The 15696-nt window shown below is 73.1% G+C and carries 12 protein-coding genes; 8 read left to right on the top strand and 4 right to left on the bottom strand.

Going from position 1 to position 15696, the window contains the following annotated elements:
* Window positions 1-9: 9 nt before the first annotated feature.
* Complete coding sequence (gene hppD, locus AC0OLQ_RS34065; RefSeq protein WP_484529534.1) at window positions 10-1215, bottom strand: 4-hydroxyphenylpyruvate dioxygenase; 1206 nt, start codon at window positions 1213-1215, stop codon at window positions 10-12.
* Between the two features lie 140 nt (window positions 1216-1355).
* On the opposite strand from hppD, the gene AC0OLQ_RS34060 reads away from it, so the two are divergent.
* From AC0OLQ_RS34060 to AC0OLQ_RS34040, 5 genes are all read left to right on the top strand, one after another.
* Entirely contained in the window at window positions 1356-1847 is a 492-nt protein-coding gene (locus AC0OLQ_RS34060) for an Lrp/AsnC family transcriptional regulator (protein WP_107076062.1), read from the top strand.
* 72 nt (window positions 1848-1919) lie between these two features.
* Window positions 1920-3353: an outer membrane protein assembly factor BamB family protein gene (locus AC0OLQ_RS34055; RefSeq protein ID WP_484529533.1), complete on the top strand. Its 1434-nt coding sequence runs from the start codon at window positions 1920-1922 to the stop codon at window positions 3351-3353.
* Window positions 3354-3430: 77 nt separating this feature from the next.
* Entirely contained in the window at window positions 3431-5098 is a 1668-nt protein-coding gene (locus AC0OLQ_RS34050) for a fumarate hydratase (RefSeq protein ID WP_484529532.1), read from the top strand.
* A gap of 274 nt (window positions 5099-5372) precedes the next feature.
* Entirely contained in the window at window positions 5373-8351 is a 2979-nt protein-coding gene (locus tag AC0OLQ_RS34045; RefSeq protein WP_484529531.1) for an AfsR/SARP family transcriptional regulator, read from the top strand.
* 35 nt (window positions 8352-8386) lie between these two features.
* Window positions 8387-9796, top strand: a complete 1410-nt coding sequence (locus tag AC0OLQ_RS34040) for a class II fumarate hydratase (RefSeq protein WP_484529530.1) — start codon at window positions 8387-8389, stop codon at window positions 9794-9796.
* Window positions 9797-9814: 18 nt separating this feature from the next.
* On the opposite strand, the gene AC0OLQ_RS34035 is transcribed toward AC0OLQ_RS34040, so the two are convergent.
* Window positions 9815-10360 (bottom strand): CGNR zinc finger domain-containing protein, encoded by a 546-nt coding sequence (locus tag AC0OLQ_RS34035; RefSeq protein ID WP_484529529.1) that lies wholly within the window; start codon window positions 10358-10360, stop codon window positions 9815-9817.
* An 82-nt stretch (window positions 10361-10442) separates the two neighbouring features.
* On the opposite strand from AC0OLQ_RS34035, the gene AC0OLQ_RS34030 reads away from it, so the two are divergent.
* The 3 genes from AC0OLQ_RS34030 to AC0OLQ_RS34020 all read left to right on the top strand — a co-directional run bounded on the left by AC0OLQ_RS34030 (window position 10443) and on the right by AC0OLQ_RS34020 (window position 13884).
* Window positions 10443-11399 carry an EamA family transporter gene (locus AC0OLQ_RS34030; RefSeq protein WP_484529528.1) on the top strand — a complete coding sequence of 319 codons (957 nt, stop codon included), beginning with the start codon at window positions 10443-10445 and terminating at the stop codon, window positions 11397-11399.
* A 13-nt stretch (window positions 11400-11412) separates the two neighbouring features.
* Window positions 11413-12114 carry an HAD family hydrolase gene (locus AC0OLQ_RS34025; RefSeq protein ID WP_484529527.1) on the top strand — a complete coding sequence of 234 codons (702 nt, stop codon included), beginning with the start codon at window positions 11413-11415 and terminating at the stop codon, window positions 12112-12114.
* A gap of 84 nt (window positions 12115-12198) precedes the next feature.
* The gene (locus AC0OLQ_RS34020; RefSeq protein ID WP_484529526.1) at window positions 12199-13884 is read left to right on the top strand and encodes a vanadium-dependent haloperoxidase; all 1686 of its coding nucleotides are present in this window, start codon (window positions 12199-12201) and stop codon (window positions 13882-13884) included.
* Here AC0OLQ_RS34020 and AC0OLQ_RS34015 read toward each other — a convergent pair.
* Entirely contained in the window at window positions 13846-14811 is a 966-nt protein-coding gene (locus AC0OLQ_RS34015) for an AfsR/SARP family transcriptional regulator (RefSeq protein WP_484529525.1), read from the bottom strand. The genes AC0OLQ_RS34020 and AC0OLQ_RS34015 overlap by 39 nt on opposite strands.
* A gap of 167 nt (window positions 14812-14978) precedes the next feature.
* Window positions 14979-15542 carry an endonuclease domain-containing protein gene (locus AC0OLQ_RS34010; RefSeq protein WP_484529524.1) on the bottom strand — a complete coding sequence of 188 codons (564 nt, stop codon included), beginning with the start codon at window positions 15540-15542 and terminating at the stop codon, window positions 14979-14981.
* Window positions 15543-15696: the final 154 nt, after the last annotated feature.

Below are 15696 nucleotides of genomic sequence, written 5' to 3'. Positions count from 1 at the left end.
CGGACAGTGTTACAGGTTGCCGCGCTTCTCCTGCTCGCGCTCGATGGCCTCGAACAGGGCCTTGAAGTTGCCCTTGCCGAAGCCCAGCGAGCCGTGCCGCTCGATCAGCTCGAAGAAGACGGTCGGGCGGTCCTGCACCGGCTTGGTGAAGATCTGGAGCAGGTAGCCGTCCTCGTCCCGGTCGACCAGGATCTTGCGGGACTTCAGCTCCTCGATCGGCACCCGCACCTGGCCGATCCGGGCGCGCAGCTCCGGGTCCTCGTAGTAGGAGTCCGGGGTGTCCAGGAACTCGACGCCGGCGGCCCGCATGGCGTCGACGCTGGCCAGGATGTCGTTGGTGGCCACGGCGATGTGCTGGGCGCCCGGGCCCTGGTAGAACTCCAGGTACTCGTCGATCTGCGACTTCTTGCGGGCGACGGCCGGCTCGTTGAGCGGGAACTTCACCTTGCGGGTGCCGTTCGCGACCACCTTGCTCATCAGCGCCGAGTAGTCGGTGGCGATGTCGTCGCCGATGAACTCGGCCATGTTGCTGAAGCCCATGACGCGCTTGTAGAACTCGACCCACTCGTCCATCCGGCCCAGCTCCACGTTGCCGACCACGTGGTCGACGGCCTGGAAGAAGCGCTTCGGCTGGAGGCCGGCGTCGATCATCGGCTGCCGGTCCACGATCGGGGCGCGGGCCACGAAGCCGGGCAGGAACGGGCCGGTGTAACGGGACCGGTCGACCAGCGTGTGCCGGGTGTCGCCGTAGGCGGCGATGGCCGCCATCCGGACGGTGCCGTGCTCGTCGGTGACGTCGTGCGGCTCGACCAGGCCGGTCGCGCCCTGGGCGGTGGCGTGCGCGTACGCGGCGTCCACGTCCGGCACCTCCAGCGCGATGTCGGAGACGCCGTCGCTGTGCCGGGCCACGTGCTCGGCGCCCTCGGCGTCGGGGCGGACCGCGCCGGTCAGCACGAACCGGGCGGAGCCGCTGGTCAGCACGTACTGGGCGTGGTCCCGGTAGCCCTGCTCCGGCCCCCGGTACGCCACGCAGGTCATGCCGAAGGCGGTCGAGTAGTAGTGCGCCGCCTGCTTGGCGTTGCCCACCAGGAAGTGCACGTGGTCGAGGCCCTTGACCGGGAACGGGTCGCGGGTGATGTCGTGGTCGACGGCGCCGACGAGGGCGTCGACGTCGACCTCCTCGGTCGACTGGGGTCGGTCGATCGCCTGGGTCATGGTGGCCTCCCTTGCGCACCGGCCGGCCTCGTGGGCCGCCGTTGATCTGCTGTTGTGGCGAGGATCGCTGCGTCGCCGCCAGTTGGGCAACAGTTGTCGAAAATGCTGGTCAGGTTGTGCATTCGGTAATGTGAAACCCCATGAACACTGGTCAGGATGTACAGCTAGATGCGCTCGACGCTCGCTTGATCGATCTGCTCGCCGAGGAGCCCCGGATCGGGGTGTTGGAGTGCTCGCGGCGGCTCGGCGTGGCCCGGGGCACCGTCCAGGCCCGGCTCGACAAGCTGGTCGAGCGGGGGGTGATCGCCGGGTTCGGTCCGGACATCTCGCCGGCCGCGATCGGCTTCGGGGTGACCAGCTTCGTGACCCTGGAGATCAGCCAGCGGCACGGCCACGACCCGGTGACCGCGCACCTGGCCGCCATCCCCGAGGTGCTGGAGGCGCACACCATCACCGGCTCCAGCGACCTGCTCTGCCGCATCGTGGCCCGGTCGAACACCGACCTCCAGCGGGTCATCGACCAGATCGTCGCCTCGGAGGGCATCCGCCGCGCCTCCACGATCATCGCCCTCGCCGAGCAGATCCCCTACCGCACCCTGCCCCTGGTCCGCTCCGCCGCCCGCGGCGCGTAGCACGGCGGCTGACCGAGAAAGCGCCGCGACACGGCCGTTCGGGGGGCCGGCGCAGCGGTGATCGTCGTTACCGTGTGCGGTGTGAAGGGCCTTGGGTTTCGCGGCTGGTTGCTGCTGGGGCTCATCACCGTGATCGTGCTCGCCGCCACCGGCGTGTGGAACCCGTTCCCGGGCCTGTGGGACTGGGTCGACCGGAGCAAGCCGATCTCCGAGCCGGACGTGGTCTGGCAGCAGCGGGTCGGCGGCACTCCGAGGAGCGTCACGATCGCCGGCGACACGGTGATCGTCGAGCAGCGCACCCGGGTCGAGGCGCGCAGCCTGGCCAACGGCGCGCAGCTCTGGGAGCGCAAGGCCGACTGGGCGGCGGTGGCCGGCAGCGACCGGGACCCGGTCGTCGCCGTGGGCAAGCTCCTGGACAAGGGGTACGAGGTGCTCGACCCCGCCACCGGCGTGGTGCGCCGCCGCGACGAGCGGGCGCTGGCCGTCTGGACCTACCGCAACCTGCTGCTCGACGCCTACTGCGTGGAGCCCACCGACTGCACCCTGCGCGCCTGGGAGCCCCGCGGCACCACGCCGCGGTGGAGCGCGTTCCTGCCCGGCGTGCACAGCGGGGTGCTCGCCGACAACCCGGACCTGCTGGGCACCCGGCGGCTCGGCGCGCCGCGGATCGACGGCGGGGTGGCCGGGCCGGAGTCGGTCCCGCCGCTGCTCGGCTTCCCGGTCGACGGCCGCGTGCACGTGGTGGACACCGCCACCGGCCGGGTGCTCCAGAACGTCGAGCCCGGTCGCGAGGAGCGGCTCGCGGTGGTCGGCGGGCGGCTGCTCCGGATCGCCGCCACCTCCAAGGACGGGACCTGCTACTTCGTCCTCACCGCCGTCGACCCGGCCACCGGCCAGCAGGTGTGGCGGCGCAACGGGGTGAACCTGCGGACCGCCGACTACGCCGGCTGCGTGCAGCGGGAGGACCCGCAGGGCGCCCGCAACGTGCTGGTCGGGGTCGCCCCGGACGGGCGCGAGGCGGTGATCGACGGATACGACGGCCGGCTGCTGCAGGTCGGCGCGGAGGGCGAGAAGCTGCTCGCCGTCGACGACCGCTACGCGCTGGTGCGCAGCGCCGACAAGCGCTCGCTGCTCGGCCGGGAGCTGTCGGCCGACCGCACCCGGTGGACACGGCCGGCCGGTGGGAAGAGCGGCGCGGCGCTCACCCCGTACGCGGCGCTGATCGCCGAGGAGAAGCCGTCCCGGCTGATCGCGGTCGAGCCGCTGAGCGGTCGGGAGCTGGTCCTGCTGCGGACCTCGGCGAACGCCCTGGCGGTCGGCCCCAACGGCATGATCATCGGAGAGGGCCGGGAGATCGGGTACGTCCGCTGGGGCGCCGGCGCGGCCGGGGTGCCCCCGCCGGACGAGGGGGCGGTGCCCGTGCCGGACCCGGGCGACACCTGGCGACCCCCGACCGACCAGGGCAGTTGCGGCCCGAAGAACGAACTCTGCGCCGACGGCAAGTGAGGCCGGGTGAGAGCGGCGTCCCAGGACGCACCCGGCGGGTGCCACCGATCGACGGCTCTGCCCTAGGCTTTCCGCTCATGAGCAGTGCCGCCGCCTTCTCGTACGCCCCCCTGCTGCCGACCGGACCGGACCAGACGGAATACCGCCTGGTCACCGACGAGGGCGTCGACGTCGTCAACGGCCCGGGTGGCCGTCGGTTCCTCACCGTGGAGCCCGCCGCGCTGACCGCGCTGACCGCCGAGGCGATGCACGACATCGCCCACTTCCTGCGCCCGGCCCACCTGGCCCAGCTGCGGTCGATCATCGACGACCCGGCGGCCTCGCCGAACGACCGGTTCGTGGCGCTGGACCTGCTGCGCAACGCCAACATCGCCGCCGGTGGGGTGCTGCCGATGTGCCAGGACACCGGCACCGCCATCGTGATGGGCAAGCGCGGCCGGCACGTGCTCACCGACGGCACCGACGCCGAGGCGATCTCGCGCGGCGTCTACCAGGCCTACACCCGGCTCAACCTGCGCTACTCCCAGCTCGCCCCGCTGACCATGTGGGAGGAGCGGAACACCGGCAGCAACCTGCCCGCCCAGGTCGAGCTCTACGCCGAGGACCCGGACGGGCACCCCGACGCGTACAAGTTCCTCTTCATGGCCAAGGGCGGTGGCTCGGCCAACAAGTCCTACCTCTACCAGGAGACCAAGGCGCTGCTGAACCCGACGCGGATGATGCAGTTCCTGGAGGAGAAGCTGCGGCTCATCGGCACCGCGGCCTGCCCGCCCTACCACCTGGCCATCGTCATCGGCGGCACCTCCGCCGAGTACGCGCTGAAGACCGCCAAGTACGCCTCCGCCAAGTACCTGGACGCCCTCCCGACCCAGGGTTCGATGAGCGCGCACGGCTTCCGCGACCTCGAACTGGAGGCCGAGGTGCTGGAGCTGACCCGCAACTTCGGCATCGGCGCGCAGTTCGGCGGGCGCTACTTCTGCCACGACGTCCGGGTGGTCCGGCTGCCCCGGCACGGCGCCTCCTGCCCGGTGGCCATCGCGGTCTCCTGCTCGGCCGACCGCCATGCGGTTGCCAAGATCACCCCGTCGGGCGTCTGGCTGGAGCGCCTGGAGACCGACCCGGCGCGCTACCTGCCCGACGTCACCGACGCCTACCTGGACACCTCCGAGGTGGTCCGGGTCGACCTCAACCGGCCGATGGACGAGATCCGCGCCGAGCTGGCGAAATACCCGGTGAAGACCCGGCTGTCGCTGACCGGCCCGCTGGTGGTGGCCCGGGACATCGCGCACGCCAAGATCGCCGAGCGGCTGGACGCCGGTGAGCCGATGCCGCAGTACCTGCGGGACCACGCCGTCTACTACGCCGGCCCGGCCAAGACCCCCGAGGGCTACGCCTCCGGCTCGTTCGGCCCCACCACCGCCGGGCGGATGGACGCCTATGTGGAGAAGTTCCAGGCGGCTGGTGGCTCGATGGTGATGCTGGCCAAGGGCAACCGCTCCGCCCAGGTCACCCGCTCCTGCCAGGCGTACGGGGGCTTCTACCTCGGCTCGATCGGCGGCCCGGCCGCCCGCCTCGCCCAGGACTGCATCAAGCATGTCGAGGTGCTCGAATACCCCGAGCTGGGCATGGAGGCGGTCTGGAAGATCGAGGTGGAGGACTTCCCGGCCTTCATCGTGGTCGACGACAAGGGGAACGACTTCTTCGCCGAGGTCACCAAGCCGGTGCTCACCGTCGGGCGGCGCTGACCTCCGACGTACGCGGAAAGGGGCGCCGGGTGGGATCGCACCCGGCGCCCCTTCGTCGTGCCGTCCGTCAGCCCCGTTCGACATCGGTGCGCCCGCCCGGGCGCGGGCCCGGGCGGGCGCACCGCCCCCGTCGGATGCCGTGCCCGGCAACCCGGCACGAGTCTCCGGCGTGCTGCTGTCGATCCGCTATCACCTCGCTATCACCCGCCCGCCGCGCGCGGTGACCGGCGGGTTACGCTGCCGGAAGTTCCACGAGGAGCGTGCGGGGGCGCGGATGCGGTTCGGGATCCTGGGGCCGCTGCGGTTCGGCGGTGGCGAGGCCACCATCACGGCGGGTCGCGATCGGACGTTGCTGGCCATGCTGTTGCTGCGGGCCGGCCGGGTGGTGCCCGTCGAGGAACTCGTCGACGCGATCTGGGAGGAGGGTCCGCCGGCCACCACTCGCACCCAGCTGCAGATCTGCGTGTCGCGGCTGCGGCAGCGCTTCGTCGCGCTCGGCCTGCCGCCGGAGACGATCGTCACCGACCCGGTCGGATACGGCATCCGGGTCGCTCCGGCCGACCTGGACGCCGAGGTCTTCGCCCAGACCGTCGAGGCCGGCCGGGCGGCGGTCGACGCGGGGCAGCCGGCCGAGGCGAGCCGCCACTACCGGGCCGCGCTGGCGCTCTGGCGCGGACCGGCGCTGAGCGGCATCGCGAGCCGGAGCGTACGCCGGCGGGCGCAGGTGCTCGACGAGCGGCGACTCACCGTGCTGGAGGAGTGCGTCGAGGTCGAGCTGCGGCTGCGCCGGGCGGCCGACCTGATCGACGAGCTCAGCGAGGCCGTGGAGCGGAACCCGCTGCGGGAGCGGCTGCGCGGCCAGCTGATGTTGGCCCTCTCCGCGGTCGGCCGCCAGGCGGACGCGCTCACCGTCTACCGCGAGGGACGCCGGATCTTCGCCGAGGAACTGGGCATCGAACCGGGCACGGCGTTGCAGGAACTGCACCAGCGCGTGCTCGCCGGCGACCTGGCCCTGACCGGGCCGCAGCAACCGGCCCCGAGCCCGGTCCGGGCACTGCCCCGGGCGATCAGCGATTTCACCGGCCGGCAGGACACGCTGGCCCGGCTGGTCAAGGAGATCGAGGAGCGTGACGCCCGGATCCACCTGATCGACGGGATGGCCGGCACCGGGAAGACCGCCCTGGCCGTGCACCTGGCGGCCGTTCTCGCCGCGCGCTACCCGGACGCCCACCTCTTCATCGACCTGCACGGGCACAGCGAGCGCGAACCGGTCACCCCGTTAGCGGCCCTGGCCGCGCTGCTGCGTCAGCTCGGGGTACCCGCCGCGCGGATCCCCGCCGACGTCGACGAGCGGGCGGCCCTGTGGCGCAGCGAGCTGTCCGGGCGGCGGGCGGTCGTGGTGCTCGACAACGCGGCTACCGCGGTCCAGGTGGCGCCGTTGCTGCCCAACGGCCCGGACTGCGTCACGCTGATCACCAGCCGACGCCGGCTCACCGGCCTCGACGGCGGCCGGCCGTCCTCGCTGGCCGTGCTCGACCCGGACGAGGCGGTCGAGCTGCTCGCCCGGGTGGTCGGTGCGGACCGGGTCGCCGCCGAGCCGGAGGCGGCCGCCGAGGTGGCCCGCCGCTGCGGACACCTGCCGCTCGCCATCCGGCTGGCCGGGGCGCGGCTGGTGCACCGGCCCCGGTGGCGGGTCCGGGACCTGGCGGACCGGCTGGCCGCCGGGCGGAACGCGCTGATCGAGCTGTCCGTCGGGGAACGCTCGGTGGGGCAGGCCTTCGACCTGTCGTACGCGCAGCTCGACCCGGCCGCGCAGCGGCTGTTCCGGCTCCTCGGGGTGCATCCCGGGGCGTCCTTCGACCATCAGGTGGCGGCCGCCGTCACCGACCTGCCGCCGGCCGACGCGCAGGACCTGTTGGACGGCCTGGTCGACGCCCATCTGCTGGAGGAGCCCGAGCCCGGCCGGTTCCGCTTCCACGACCTGGTGCGGGACTTCGCCCGGCAACTCATTGGGGTGGGGCAGCCCGGGGAGCGGGCCGAGGCGGTGCGGCGACTGCTCGATCATCACCTGCACGCGGCGTACGCGATCTCCCGGAGGATGGAGCCGGCGGCCAGCCGTGCCGCCCTGGTGCTGCCCGAGCCACCGAGGCCGGACCTGGTGGCTGCCTGCGCGGCCGAGGGTCCGGCGTGGTTCGACCGCAACCGGTCCACGCTGCCGGCACTGGTCCGGCTGGCGGCCGACGAGGGCCTGCTCCGGCTCTGCTGGCAGCTCGCCCGGGTGAGCTGGTACCACCTCTTCAGCCGGGGCCACCTGGACGAGCTGATCGACACGCACACCGTCGCCCTGCGCGCCGCGGAGCGGTGCGACGACGAGGCCGCTGTCGCCACCACCCGCAACTACCTGGCCTCCGGGCTGTTCCGGCTCGGCCGCTTCCCCGAGGCGATCGAGCTGATGGAGGGCGCCCTCCAGATCCGCCGGCGGCTGGGCGACCGAGAGGGCGAGGCCACCGTCCGGCGCAACCTGGCCATCGCGTACGGGGCGAACTGGCAGCTGGCGCCGGCCATGGGGCACCTGGACGTGGCGCTCGAACTGGCCCGGTCCACCGGGCAACCGGCCGCCGTGTCGGCGCTGCTGAACAACCAGACCGTGGTGCTGCTGGCCTGGGGCCGGTACGCCGAGGCGCAGACCGTGTCCCGCCGTCAGCTCGCCCTCGGCCGGGAGGCGGGTGACCTGAACAGCGTGCGCAATGCGGTCGGCCACCTCGGCACCGCCCGGGCCCGGCTCGGCGATCTTCCCGGCGCCCTGCGGTTCCTGCGGCTGGCGCTCCGGCTCAAGCGCCGCGAGGGCAACCGCTTCGGCGAGGGCGAGGTGCTCAACGAGCTGGGCGTGATCGAGCGGAAGCTGGGGCGGCCGGAGGCCGCCGCCGCCCTGCACCGCGAGGCGTTGATCGCGGTGACCGCCTCCGGGGACCGGGTCCTCGGCTGCCTCTCCCGCAACCTGCTGGCGCGGGCCCTGCTCGACCAGGGCGACCTGCGGAGCGCGCTCGACCTTTACCGCCGGGTGCTCCAGGACGCGGTCCGGCTGCGGGCCCGGCACGAGGAGGCCGGCGCGCTGGCGGGCATCGCCCGCTGCCTGCGCCCGACCGACCCGGCGGCCGCCCGCACGCACGCGACCCGGGCCCTCGACCTCCTCCGGCAGCTCGACGCCCCGGAGCGGGACGAGGTGGCGGCGCTGCTCGCCGAGCTGGACTGAGCGATCATGTGCGGACCGGCGACCAGCGCGGCAGGATGGTACGCGTGACGACTCCAGAGGCGACCGGTTACCGGATCGAACGCGACTCGATGGGTGAGGTCGAGGTCCCCGCCGAGGCGCTGTGGCGGGCGCAGACCCAGCGTGCGGTGCAGAACTTCCCGATCTCCGGGCGCGGCATCGAACCGGCGCAGATCAAGGCACTGGCCCAGATCAAGGGAGCGGCGGCCCAGGTCAACGGCGAGCTGGGGGTGATCGGTGCGGACGTGGCCGAGGCCATCGCCACCGCGGCCGCCCACGTCGCCGACGGCGGATACGACGACCAGTTCCCGGTCGACGTCTTCCAGACCGGTTCCGGCACGTCGTCCAACATGAACACCAACGAGGTGATCGCCACGCTGGCCGGCCGGGAGCTGGGCCGCAACGTGCACCCGAACGACGACGTCAACGCTTCCCAGTCCAGCAACGACGTCTTCCCGTCCTCGATCCACCTGGCCGCCACCCAGGCCGTGGTGGAGGACCTGCTGCCCGCGCTGAAGCACCTGGCCGGCGCGCTGGAGGAGAAGGCGGCCGAGTTCGAGACCGTGGTCAAGGCCGGGCGTACCCACCTCATGGACGCCACGCCGGTCACCCTCGGCCAGGAGTTCGGCGGCTACGCCGCCCAGGTCCGCTACGGCGTCGAGCGGCTGGAGGGGGCGCTGCCCCGGCTCGCCGAGCTGCCGCTCGGCGGCACCGCCGTGGGCACCGGCATCAACACCCCGTTCGGCTTCGCCGGCAAGGTGATCGAGAAGCTGCGCGCCTCGACCGGCCTGCCGCTGACCGAGGCGCGCAACCACTTCGAGGCGCAGGGCGCCCGGGACGCGCTGGTGGAGACCTCCGGCCAGCTCCGCACCGTCGCGGTCGGTCTCTACAAGATGGCCAACGACATCCGCTGGATGGGCTCCGGCCCCCGCGCCGGCCTGCGGGAACTGCGCATCCCCGACCTCCAGCCGGGCTCGTCGATCATGCCGGGCAAGGTGAACCCGGTGGTCGCCGAGGCGATGCGGCAGGTGTGCGCGCAGGTGATCGGCAACGACGCCACCGTGGCGTTCGCCGGCTCGCAGGGCGACTTCGAGCTGAACGTGATGCTCCCGGTGATGGGCCGCAACCTGCTGGAATCGATCCGGCTGATCGCCGCGGCGAGCCGGCTCTTCGCCGACCGCCTGGTGGTCGGCCTGGTCGCGGACGCCGAGGTGTGCATGGCGTACGCCGAGGGCTCCCCGTCGATCGTCACTCCGCTCAACCGCCACCTCGGATACGACGAGGCCGCCTCGATCGCCAAGGAGGCGCTGGCCAAGCAGGTATCGATCCGCGAGGTGGTGATCTCCCGCGGTCACGTCGACTCGGGCAAGCTCAGCGAGACCCAGCTCGACGAGGCGCTGGACCTGCTCCGGATGACCCACCCGTGACCGGCCCGCCCGGGTGCGTCAGGAGTGGGACGCGGCCTTGCGCGCCCGGTAGGCGCTGACCGCGGCCCGGTTGCCGCAGCCGGCGTCGCAGAACCGGCGGGACCGGTTCTTGGAGAGGTCCACCAGCACGTTCTCGCAGTCGGGGTGGTCGCAGAGGCGCAGCCGGCTCAGCTCGTCCATGCGGACCAGGTCGGCCAGCGCCATGGCGGCCTCGACCGCCATCCGGGTGGCCAGCGGCGCGTCCCGCGGCACGGCGTGCAGGTGGTAGGGCTGGTCGTCGTGCCGGACGAGCTGGGGCAGCGCGTGCGACTCCTGGAGCAGCCCGTTGACCACGGCCACCACCTCGTCGGTGTCGGCGTACCAGATCCGGCGGAGCCGGGGCCGCAGGGCGCGGACCTCGCGCAGCTCCGCCTCGGTGTGCTCGTGCCGCCCGGTCCACCCGTACGCGGCGAAGAACTCGTCGAGGGCGGCCACGTCGGGCAGCCCTTCCCGATCCGGGCCGGCCGTGTTGACCAGCGCCGCGGCCGCGACCAGGCCACACTCGGTGTCATGAGCAAATAGCAACTTGACTCCTGTCGGGACGCCGGCCTAGTGTCATCAGCATAACTCTGCTTGACTCCTGACCGGTCGACCTGAGGAGCTGTCGATGCGTGAACGGCCCGGCGTCGGCCTCGGCCTGGCCCTGCTCTCCGCGCTCACCTTCGCCACCTCGGGCACCTTCGCCCGACCGCTGATCACCGGCGACTGGTCCGCCGAGGCCGTGGTGCTCGCCCGGGTTGGCATCGCCGCGCTGGTGCTGGCCGTGCCCGCCCTGCTGGCGCTGCGCGGCCGGTGGCCGGTGCTGCGCCGTAACGGCGGCACCCTGGTGGTGTTCGGGCTGCTCGGGGTGGCCCTGGCCCAGGCGTGCTTCTTCAACGCGGTCCGCTACCTGCCGGTCGGCGTCGCGCTGCTGCTGGAGTACCTGGGCATCGTGCTGGTGGTCGGCTGGATGTGGCTGGTCCACGGCCAGCGGCCCCGGCTGCTCACCGTGGCCGGTTCGCTGACCGCCCTGTGCGGGCTGGTGTTCGTGCTGGACCTGACCGGCGCCGGTCGCCTCGACCCGGTCGGCGTCCTCTGGGGGCTCGGCGCCGGGGTGGGGCTGGCCGGTTACTTCGTCATCGCCGGCCGGGTCGACCCCGCGCTGCCGTCGGTGGTCCTGGCCAGCGTCGGCATGGCCGTCGGCGCGCTGGTGCTGCTCGTGCTCGGTCTGCTCGGGGCGCTGCCACTGCGTGCCGGCACCGCCGACGTCAGCTTCGCCGGGCACGAGATGAGCTGGCTGGTGCCGATCGCCGGCCTGTCGCTGATCGCCGCGGTGGTCGCCTACCTGACCGGCGTCGCCGGGGCCCGGCTGCTCGGCGCGCGGCTCTCCTCCTTCGTCGGGCTGACCGAGGTGATGTTCGCGGTGCTGATCGCCTGGCTGGTGCTGGGCGAGCTGCCGAGCGCCGTCCAACTGCTCGGCGGGGCGCTCATCGTGGCCGGTGTCGCCCTGGTCCGGGTGGACGAGCTGCGCGGCGGGCGGGCGGATCCGGTCGACGCGCGGGCCGAGGAACCGGCCCTGACGTGAGAGGCTGTCCGCCGTGCTGCGCGTGGTGGTGTTCGACGCCGACGAGACCCTGCTCGACCTGCGCCCGGCGGTGACCGGCGGGCTGGTGGCCGTACTCGAGGAGGTGCGGCGGCTGGCCCCGGCGGCGGCCGCGCTGTCCCTCGCGGACCTGGAGTCGGACTGGCACGCGGTCTTCGGGGAGCGGAGCGCCGCACCGGCGCAGCAGATCCGGCAGGCGGCGCTGGCGCGGTCGCTGGCCCGGGTCGGGCTCGACGACCACCTGGACGACCTGACGACGCTGTTCTTCACCCGCCGGTTCGCGCTCACCCGACCCTTCGCCGACGCGCTACCCGCGTTGGCCGCCCTGCGTAGGCGTTACCTCCTCGGCTACGCCACCAACGGCAACAGCCGCGCGGAACGCTGCGGTCTCGCCGGTGAGTTCGCCTTCGAGCGGTACGCGCACGACGACGGCCTGCCCAAGAAGCCCGCCCCCGAGTTCTACGCCGCGGTGGTCGAGGCGGTGGGCGTGCCGGCGGCGCAGATCGCGTACGTCGGCGACTCGCTCGCCCACGACGTGGTGGGCCCGCAGCGCGCCGGTCTGCGCGGCGTCTGGCTGAACCGGCACGGCCTGCCCTGCCCGCCCGAGGTCCGTCCGGACGCCCAGGTGGCCACCCTGGCCGACCTCGCCACGGCGCTCGCCGCGCTCGACGAGGCAGCCCCGGTAGCGACGGCGTAGTGGACGCGTAGTCCCCCCGCCCAGCCTGGTGAGGGCCGCGGCCATCAGTCGCGGTCGATCGAGGTCCCTCACCGAGGAGTCCCATTGCGTCGGTTGCACATGTCCCCTCGCCGCTGGAGCGCCACCGCGCTCACGGCCCTCACCGTCGGTACCGCCATCGCCGTCGTGCCGACCGCCCCGGCGCACGCCGCCGGACCCACCGACCACGTCCTGTACTGGAACGACGTCCTGATCCGCACCTTCCGCCAGGTCGGCGGCCCACCCGGCCCGCTCGCCAGGGCCGGCGCGATGGTGCACGGCGCCGTCTACGACGCCGCGAACTCCGCCCTCTGCGCCGACGGAGCTGATCGGTGCATCGGGCAGCCCTACCGGACCAAGGTCGCCCCGACCGCCGGGGTCCGGCCCGATCTGGCGACCGCGATCGACTACGCGGCGTACGACACGCTGCGCAGCATCTGGCCGTCGATCAACTTCGCCCCCGACCTCACCATCGCGCAGCAGGACATCCCCAGCTCCCCGGCGCGGCCGGACGGCCAGCGAATGGGCTCGGCGAGCGCCCAGGCCATGATCAGTTTCCGGGCCAGCGACGGCTCACCGGACACCTCCACCTACGCCGACGGCACGGTGGCCGGGCAGTGGCGGCGCACCGGCTCGGGCGAGCCGGCCGACCCCGGCTGGGGTCTGCTGAGGCCGTTCACGATGACCTCCAACACCCAGTTCCGCCCCGGCCCGCCCGCCGGCTACTCCAGCTACGCCCAACTGCTGGCCAGCAAGGCGTACGCAGACCAGGTCAACGAGGTGAGGAGCCTCGGTGCGGCCAACAGCACCACCCGGACCGCCGCCCAGACCCAGGCCGCCTGGTTCTGGGCCAACGACCTGAACGGCACCTACAAGCCACCGGGCCAGCTCTTCGCGCACACCCAGATCGTGGCCAAGTCGGCGAAGCTCACCCAGGCCGGCAACGCCCGCCTCTTCGCCCTGGTCGGCCTGGCCATGGGCGACGCGGCGATCGTCGCCTGGGACACCAAGTACCAGACCAACATCGACCTGTGGCGGCCGGAGAGCGCGATCCACGAGCCGCAGGACGACAACAACGCCGACACGAAGCCCGACGCCACGTGGAAGCCGCTCTCGGCGGACACCAACGGGGTCAACTTCTCCCCGCCGTTCCCCTCGTACACCTCGGGGCACGCCACCTTCGCGGCCGCCTGGGCCGGGGCGATGAAGGGCTTCTTCAGCACCGACGCGTTCCGCTTCGTCGGGACGACGGAAGACCCGCACGCCTCGGGTGTGCTCCGCAGCTTCACCGGGTTCAGCGCGGCCGCCACGGAGAATGCCCGCAGCCGGGTCTACCTCGGCGTGCACTACCAGTTCGATGCCGACGCCGGGATGTCCTCCGGCACCGCGCTGGCCAACCACGTGACCGGGAACTTCCTCCGGCCGACCGTGCCGGCGTACACCTTCGACGGCTTCTACGAGGGGCAGGTGAAGTTCGGCAGCACCTATCCGGACGGTGTCGCCGGCGGGAGCATGACCCTCAGCTTTGGGCTCTCCGCCAACGGCACCCCGGTCACCGACCTGAACGCGGTCGTCGGTGTGTCCTGGAACGGCCAACCGGGTGCGACCAGCGGCGCGGTCAGCGTGGTCAACGGCCGGTACCAGGTCACCGTCCTTCCCGGCAAGGCGTGCGGCCTCGGCGGTCAGACGCTCTCCGTGCTGCTGCGGGACGGGTCAAGCCGCAATCTCTTCGTGACCTGCACCGTCGTCTGACGGTCGGCGCGGCGTGGGCGGCGCGGTCGGGGCCACCGACCGCGCCGTCACGACGTCGACACCCAGCCGGGACAACTGCTGCCGGATCTCGCCCAGCATCCGCTCGGCCTCGGCCAGCCGGTGGAGTGTGAGGCTCAGGTCGGCGTCGACCGCCGCCGGCGTATGAGGGCGCGGGCGGACCGGCTCGGGTGGCAGGTCGGCGCTCAACAGCGACCGGTACGTCCCGGACAGCTCCGGCCCCGGCTCGACCCCCAGTTCCTCGCGGAACAGCCGGCGCGCCCGGTGGTAGCAGGCGACCGCCTCCCCCCGACGGCCGGCGCGGTCCAGCGCCACCAGCAGGTGACACCAGAGCGGCTCGTGCCACGGGTGCCGTTCCACCAGCGCCGAGAGGACCGGGATCACTTCGTGGTGCCGCCCCGCCGCGAGGTCCAGGCTGACCAGGTCGCCGAGCACGCCCAGCCGTTCGTCGGCGAGCCGTGCCGCCGCCGCCCGCGCGAACGGGGCGTCGATGTCACCGAGCGGCGGACCCGCGTGGAGCCGAAGCGCCGCCCGGTACGCCTCGGCCGCCGCCACCGGCTGCCCCGTCGCGCTCAGCCCGCGCCCCCGCCGGGCGAGGTGCCGGAACACCGCCACGTCGATGTCGGACGGATCCGTCTGGAGCGCGTAGCCGGTGTCGTGAGTGACGATCCGGGTGCCCGGCAGGGCGTGCAGCCACCGACGGACCACGGAGATCTGGCCGTGCACCTGCGTACGGACCGTCCGGGGCGGCGACTCGCCCCACACCGCGTCGATGATCTGCTCCACCCGCAGCAGCGAGTTCGCCTCCAGGAGCATGAACGCCAGGACCGCGCGTGGTCGCCTGCCGTCCAGCCTCGGGCGGGGATCGGGACCCTCGACGGCGAGCGGGCCCAGCAGTCGGAATCTCATACCGGCCGCGCCGGCTGACGGCGCAGAACACGCGAACAGAAGCCCATCAGTCCTCCAGCCCCCGTCTATCAAGGAGAACGCCAAGCTGCTGTAACCATAGAAGTTGCACGATGCGATGACAATCGTGCGCAGGGTCACCGCGCCCCTCGACGATCCCGGGATCTCTCTCACGGACGCCAGCCCCGGGCGACGAGCGCCGCGCGGATCTCGCCGACCAGGGCGGGGAACTCCCGGTGCAGACGGCGGCCGGTCACGTGCAGCACCACCCAGCCGGCCCCGACGAGCTGGTCGAGCCGTCGCCGGTCGCGGTGCAGTTGGTCGATGTCGCTGTGCCACTGGCCGTCATACTCGACGGCGACGCGGAACGCCGGCCAGGCCAGGCCGGGATGCAGGACGAGACCCTCGGGCCCGCGCACCGGGTGCCGCGCGACCGGCCGGGGCAGGCCGGCCAGCACCAGGCGTACCCGCAGGTGCGACTCGGGCGGGGACTGCGACCCCGGGTCGGCCAGGCCGAACACCCAGCGCGCCCGCCGGCCGCCGGGTCGGCCCGCCTGCCGGTCGGCGACGTCGGCCAGCTCCGTCCTGCTGACCATGCCTGCCCGTAGCAACGCGTCGAGGATCCCGATCGCCCGGACCGGGTCGGACCAGACCGCCGTCTCCCACGCGCAGGCGGGCGGCTCGGTGCGGAGCAGCCGGCCTGGTCGGCTCGGCAGGCTCGGCTCGCCGCCCACCGATCCCGGCGCAGCGGCCGTCGTTGCGGCGGCCGCCCTCGTCGGCCCGACGGCCATGCCGTTCCGGCAGGGGAGGAGCGGGCCGAGCCCGTGACGAGGGCTCCCCGGTCGATGCTGGTGTCCGCCGGGCAGACGGCGGGGACGAGGAGACCGA

The sequence above is a fragment of the Micromonospora sp. Utrum1 genome, from assembly GCF_057197805.1.
The sequence above is the reverse complement of the archived record's forward strand: the minus strand, read 5'-3'. Positions and strand labels throughout refer to the sequence as shown.

Coding starts and splice junctions, on each gene's coding strand:
- hppD (WP_484529534.1), bottom strand. CDS start 1,215: ATGACCCAGGCGATCGACCGACCCCAGTCGACCGAGGAGGTCGACGTC.
- AC0OLQ_RS34060 (WP_107076062.1), top strand. CDS start 1,356: ATGAACACTGGTCAGGATGTACAGCTAGATGCGCTCGACGCTCGCTTG.
- AC0OLQ_RS34050 (WP_484529532.1), top strand. CDS start 3,431: ATGAGCAGTGCCGCCGCCTTCTCGTACGCCCCCCTGCTGCCGACCGGA.
- AC0OLQ_RS34045 (WP_484529531.1), top strand. CDS start 5,373: ATGCGGTTCGGGATCCTGGGGCCGCTGCGGTTCGGCGGTGGCGAGGCC.
- AC0OLQ_RS34040 (WP_484529530.1), top strand. CDS start 8,387: ATGGTACGCGTGACGACTCCAGAGGCGACCGGTTACCGGATCGAACGC.
- AC0OLQ_RS34030 (WP_484529528.1), top strand. CDS start 10,443: ATGCGTGAACGGCCCGGCGTCGGCCTCGGCCTGGCCCTGCTCTCCGCG.
- AC0OLQ_RS34015 (WP_484529525.1), bottom strand. CDS start 14,811: ATGAGATTCCGACTGCTGGGCCCGCTCGCCGTCGAGGGTCCCGATCCC.